5 protein-coding genes and 1 pseudogene are annotated in these 4817 nt (G+C 63.4%); 3 read left to right on the forward strand and 3 right to left on the reverse strand.

The window, feature by feature from the left end:
- Nucleotides 1–75, forward strand: a pseudogene (locus Q0L57_RS06110) (QacE family quaternary ammonium compound efflux SMR transporter); the annotation flags it as partial.
- 96 nt (nucleotides 76–171) lie between these two features.
- Here Q0L57_RS06110 and Q0L57_RS06115 read toward each other — a convergent pair.
- Nucleotides 172–600, reverse strand: a complete 429-nt coding sequence (locus Q0L57_RS06115; RefSeq protein ID WP_296739564.1) for a DUF6481 family protein — start codon at nucleotides 598–600, stop codon at nucleotides 172–174.
- A 225-nt stretch (nucleotides 601–825) separates the two neighbouring features.
- Here Q0L57_RS06115 and Q0L57_RS06120 point away from each other — a divergent pair, with 225 nt between their 5' ends.
- Nucleotides 826–1887, forward strand: coding sequence for an LLM class flavin-dependent oxidoreductase (locus Q0L57_RS06120; RefSeq protein ID WP_296739566.1), 1062 nt, complete (start codon nucleotides 826–828; stop codon nucleotides 1885–1887).
- A gap of 37 nt (nucleotides 1888–1924) precedes the next feature.
- Here Q0L57_RS06120 and Q0L57_RS06125 read toward each other — a convergent pair whose 3' ends face one another.
- On the reverse strand, nucleotides 1925–2755 hold the full coding sequence (locus Q0L57_RS06125; protein WP_296739569.1) for a helix-turn-helix transcriptional regulator: 831 nt from the start codon (nucleotides 2753–2755) through the stop codon (nucleotides 1925–1927).
- A 101-nt stretch (nucleotides 2756–2856) separates the two neighbouring features.
- Complete coding sequence (locus tag Q0L57_RS06130; protein WP_296739571.1) at nucleotides 2857–3423, reverse strand: carboxymuconolactone decarboxylase family protein; 567 nt, start codon at nucleotides 3421–3423, stop codon at nucleotides 2857–2859.
- A 370-nt stretch (nucleotides 3424–3793) separates the two neighbouring features.
- Between Q0L57_RS06130 and Q0L57_RS06135 the strand changes: the two genes are divergently transcribed.
- A partial coding sequence (locus Q0L57_RS06135; RefSeq protein ID WP_296739574.1) for an AI-2E family transporter occupies nucleotides 3794–4817 on the forward strand: 1024 nt, incomplete at its 3' end.

Here is a 4817-nt window from a genome sequence, read left to right on the forward strand (position 1 = left end):
CCCGCGACGGCGATGCGGCTTGCCTGCATCGGCCTGATCGTCTGCGGCATCGTCGGGTTGAAGCTCGTGGCCTGACGCGAACCACGCCCCAAGCGGAAAGCAGTCCGCGCAAACGCGCTCAGGGCCGCTTTTGGCGACCCTGACAAAGCAGTGTTTCGAACGAACCGAGGTCTAGCGGGCGGAGAAACCGGGCGGCGTCCTGCCGACGCGAGCCTTGCGGGCAGCGTAGCGGGCGTCGCGCTTGGCCTTGCGTTCGGCCTCATCCGAGAGCAAACGCGCGATGCGGTCGTTCTCTTCGGCTTCACGGATCTTGGCCTCGGCCTGCGCCGCCTCTTCGGCAGCGATCCGCGCCGCCTCGGCGGCAGCTTCGCGCTCAGCCTTTTCAGCCGCTTCACGCGCCAGCTTTTCCTGCTTCAGCCTCGCCTTCTCGGCCTCGCGGATGGCGCGGGCCTCGAGGATCGCCTTGCGTTCGGCCTGGCGCGCCAGAACGGCTGGATCGTCCGCCGCCGGCTTTGCCTTGAAGCGCTCGAGGAGCGCCTTCTTTGCCTCGTTCGCGGCATTGCGCCGCTCGAAAATGTCTTTTTCCCTGTAGATAGCCAAGTGCACTTCCCTGCAGTCTATTCGCGACGCTTACATACGCGCGAAAGCGGCGAGTTCAAGCGCCAAAACGGTATGCCAGCCATGAAAATATGGGCTGTTGCCACCGGGATACGCCCCGCCAGCGCGATGCACTGTTCACAATCGCACCTCTGGCGGCACGCCGGAGGCATCGTTACCTGTAGCGCCAATACTCAACGCCAAGGCAACGCCCCAGGAACCATCAGGATGGAACTCGGCCTCTACACTTTCGCGGATGTCAGCCCGGAGCCCGGGCCAGGTGCCATCGGCCCGCATCAGCGGCTGCGTAACCTGATCGAGGAGATCGAACTGGCCGACCAGGTCGGCCTCGACGTGTTCGGCCTCGGCGAGCACCATCGCCCGGACTATGCCGCCTCGGCGCCGGTCGTGGCACTGGCCGCCGCAGCTGAGCGCACCAAGCGCATCAAGCTGACCAGCGCGGTGACGGTGCTTTCCTCCGACGATCCGGTGCGCGTGTTCCAGCAATTCGCGACGCTCGACCTGCTCTCCGGCGGGCGCGCAGAGATCATGGCCGGGCGCGGCTCGTTCATCGAGTCCTTCCCGCTGTTCGGCTACAATCTCGAAGATTATGACGAGCTCTTCGCCGAGAAGCTCGACCTTTTGCTTGCCATCCGCGACCAGGTCAACGTGACATGGAAGGGCCGCCTGCGCGCGCCGATCAATGGCCGCGGCGTCTACCCGCGGCCATTCCAGGAGAAGCTGCCTATCTGGATCGCCATCGGCGGCACGCCGCAGTCGGCCGCCCGCGCCGGTGTGCTCGGCCTGCCGCTGGCCTTGGCCATCATCGGCGGCGAGCCGGCGCGCTTTGCGCCGCTGTTCGATATCTATCGCGAGGCGGCCAAACGCGCCGGCACCGATCCCGCTTCGCTCGCCACCAGCCTCAACGTGCACGGCTTCATCGCCGAGACGACCGACAAGGCCGCGGACGATTTCTACGGACCGCAGGCCGAGGTGATGAACCGGATCGGCCGAGAGCGCGGCTGGGGGCCGACCTCGCGGGCGCATTTCGACCAGGCACGCGCGCCGAACGGCGCGCTGTTCGTCGGCAATCCCGAGCAGGTGGCTGAAAAGATCGTCGCCCAGCACAGGATCTTCAACAACGACCGCTTCCTGCTGCAGATGGCGATCGGCACCATGCCGCATGCCAAGATCATGAAGGCGATTGAGCTCTACGGCACCGAGGTGGCGCCGATCGTGCGCAAGGAGACGACAAAGGCCACGCCTGCCGTGCCGGAGCCGGCCGCCTGATAGGAAGGGCTCGTCGGCAAGGTCTGGCCGTGAGAGGCTAAGGGAAACCGGCAGTGCTCATCATCTCGGCATGGTGGGCCTCGGTCGCCTCGTCCGCCGGAAACAGACATTCGACGCGCAGCTCCTGAGCGGCAATTGTTTGAGGCGTGCCCACCGTGGTGACCATCGAAAAGTAGTTGAGGACCCGGTCACCCCTGATGAACCCAAGTGGAACCATCGGCATGAAGCCGATCGCCACCGGGTTCCTCCATTCGCTTTTCACATCCGGATAAGCGAGCAGTTCCGCCAGCAGGTCCTTCGTCGTCTCATCGACGACGCGACCAATGGACTCGCGATAGACACGCTCGAACAGGCTCCTTGCCACATCGTCCCAATTGGCGATGAACGGGCGCATGCCCTGAGGGTCGAACATGAGATGCAGCATGTTGCGCGGCCCCTTGCGGGCAGCCATGTCGATGAAGCAGCCAAAGAAGCGCGGCGCGGCCTCGTTGGTAATCAGCACGTTCCAGTAGCGATCCATCACCAGCGCCGGAAAGGGCTCATGCTGCCGCAGCATGCGTGTCAGGGCACCGGTTACGCTCTTCATCTCCTGCGAATCCCAGGTGTTTTCGGAAAACATCGGCGCGTAGCCCGCCGCAAGCAGCAGGACATTGCGGTCGCGCAAGGGGACATCGAGCGCCTGGGCGATGGCCATCAAGGTCTGGCGGCCGGGAACACTGCGGCCGCTTTCGATGAAGCTGATCTGCCTCTGCGAAATGCCGGTATCCAGCGACAGATCGAGCTGGCTGCTGCCGCGCAGATCGCGCCAGTGGCGCAGGAGCGCGCCCAGGCCTGGCGTCATCTTCGGATTGAGATTCGACGATGTCATTGGACCATATCCTCGCAATCTCCCCCGAACCATATGCGGCGCGCACGGAACCCGTCATCGCATGGATGGCGCGCTGACCGATCCATGCGATGACGATCGGCTCAGGCAGCCGCGGACATGGCGGGCGACCAGAGCTGCGCCTGGAAGCGCTCCTCGATAGGCGTACCGGCCATGTTGGTGGTGGTTGCCGCCATCGTGGAGACACCGATCCCCGTCACCACTTCCAGAATCTGGGCCTTGGAATAGCCCGGCGCGGTGAACGCATCGATGTCAGCATCGGAAACGTTTCCCTTCTTCTCGATTAACGCCTTCGTCAGCGCCGAGAGAGCCGCATATTTCGGGTTCTTCGGCAACTTACCTTGACGGATGGCCTCGACCTCACTTTCGGCGATCCCGTCCTCGATGGCGAATGTCGAGTGCGCGGCAACGGTCCATGGACACTTGATCGTGACCGCATTCGTAAGCAGCAGGACCTGCTTTTCGATCTCGTCGAAGCTTCCGCCGTGAAAGCTACCGAAGGCATTGGCGAAGCCGTTCAGAAGCACCGGATTGTTGGCCATCGTAGCCATGACATTCGGCAGGAAGCCAAATCTCTCTTTCAGCGCCGCCAGCGTGGGCTTGGATTTTTCCGGCGCCGACTCGATGGTCTGAAGGTTGAATCTCTGCATTGTAAACGTCCTCTGTTCCAAGATCAGTTGTGGTTGCATCAGCACCTTTCGCGCCGCGCCCGGCAGCTGCGATCAAGTTCGATCGCCGTTCCGCCCAATCTACTGTCTTCGCGAATCCTCAGGCCTCTTGACCCGATACTCCGCAAGACGTCGCGAAAAGTCTGCTCGTATTATTCGCGCCGCCGACGCCGTCTCAATTACACGCCATGTAATATTTCGGGCCGATCACGGTGATTCGCGCGATTATCCGTGACCGCGACCGCCCACGCTCCCAAGCCGGCTCATGGAACCTTGCCCGGAACCCGGCGTTTCGAGGCAGCGGTCAACGCGCGCCAGTTGCGGCGTGACGGGCCGCGGGGGGTCGACGTCCATGAAAGCCGAGCCGATCGCTTCCAGCTCGGGTGTCGCCGAAAGCCCCGATCCGCGTGCCGGGGCAAGGGCGGACATACGGCTGATGCGGTCGCTGCTCATAGGCATCTTCATCCTGATGGCCATCTACGCGCTCTACTTCGGCCGCGACTTCTTCATGCCGGTGATGCTGGCCTTCCTGCTGGCTCTGACGCTGACGCCGATCGTGCGTTTCCTGCGCAAGCACGGCATCCCCGATGTTCTCTCGGCGACGCTGCTTGTGCTGATCTCCCTGTTCGTCGTCGCCAGCGCCGTCTACCTGCTCAGCGGACCGGTCATCGATCTCATCAACAACACCTCGTCGATCGGCCAGCAGCTCACGGAACGGCTGGCGCAGTTCAGGCGGCCGCTCGAAAAGGTCATGGAGATCTCGCACCAGCTCGAAGCGCTGACCGAGACATCGCAGGAGCCGGGCGTGCAGAAGGTCGCGGTCGCGCCGTCCGGATATTTGTCGGCGGCCGCCGCCAACGTGCTCTCGGCCGGAACCAGCATCACCATCGTCTTCGTGCTGTCGCTATTCCTGCTCGCTTCCGGCACGCTGTTCTACGAGAAGATCGTCCAGTCCTTCACCAGCATGAGCCAGAAGAAGCGGGCGCTGCGTGTCGTCTATGACGTCGAGCGCGAGATTTCGCACTACCTGCTTACCGTCGCGCTCATCAATGCGGGCCTCGGCACGGTGATCGGGTTCGGGCTCTGGGGGCTCGGCATGCCCAATCCGCTGGTCTGGGGCGCGGCGGCGGCGCTGCTCAACTTCCTGCCCTATGTCGGCGCGCTGATGACCATAATGCTGGTCGCGGTCATCGCATTGATCAGCTTCGACAGCATCTCCTATGCACTCCTGGCGCCCGCCTTCGTGTTGCTGTGCGACATCGTCGAGGGGCAGTTCGTGACGCCGATGGTGGTTGGCCGGAGGCTAGAGATCAACGCGGTCGCGATCTTCATCGCCATCGCCTTCTGGTCATGGCTGTGGGGCTTCGTCGGCGCGC

It is taken from the genome of Mesorhizobium sp., from assembly GCF_024509055.1.
Classification (GTDB): Bacteria; Pseudomonadota; Alphaproteobacteria; order Rhizobiales; family Rhizobiaceae; genus Mesorhizobium.